This is a genomic window from Corynebacterium sp. MSK041, from assembly GCF_030232265.1.
Classification (GTDB): Bacteria; Actinomycetota; Actinomycetes; order Mycobacteriales; family Mycobacteriaceae; genus Corynebacterium.
This window is the reverse complement of sequence record NZ_JASPJK010000056.1, coordinates 1-401: the sequence shown is the minus strand read 5'-3', so window position 1 is coordinate 401 and position 401 is coordinate 1. Positions and strand designations below refer to the sequence as shown.

Genomic DNA, 401 nt, shown 5'->3' with positions numbered 1-401 from the left:
TGGTGGACCTGACAGTTATCCGCCGCATGCCGACAATCCGGTACCGGACACATTGGTGACAACGCTCTGGCTAGGTCACGTTGTTTCTGGTTAGCAAACCGTTGCGTGTCATACAGGTTGACCGCACCTTGTTGTGGGTGGAACACCGCTACTTCTAGAACGTCCCCAAAATTCTGGGCCAAGTATTCCGCACCAGTCATGGTGGTGCCATCCGTTAGCCCCAGGATGATGTCATCGCCTACACCACGGATGATCTTGATGTGTTCTTCTAGTGGGATCAGGATCAAGGGGCGGGGCACAGCAGGAGCAATACCCTGGGTTGGTGCGTCCTTAGCATTGGGGCGAAGACCCAGGATGGTCATGAATGCTTCATACATCTGTGGCCCGGCAGGCCCATCACC

1 pseudogene is annotated in these 401 nt (G+C 55.4%); it reads right to left on the bottom strand.

The features are described from left to right. Positions 1–401 (bottom strand): annotated as a pseudogene (locus tag QP968_RS11175) (HNH endonuclease signature motif containing protein); the annotation flags it as partial.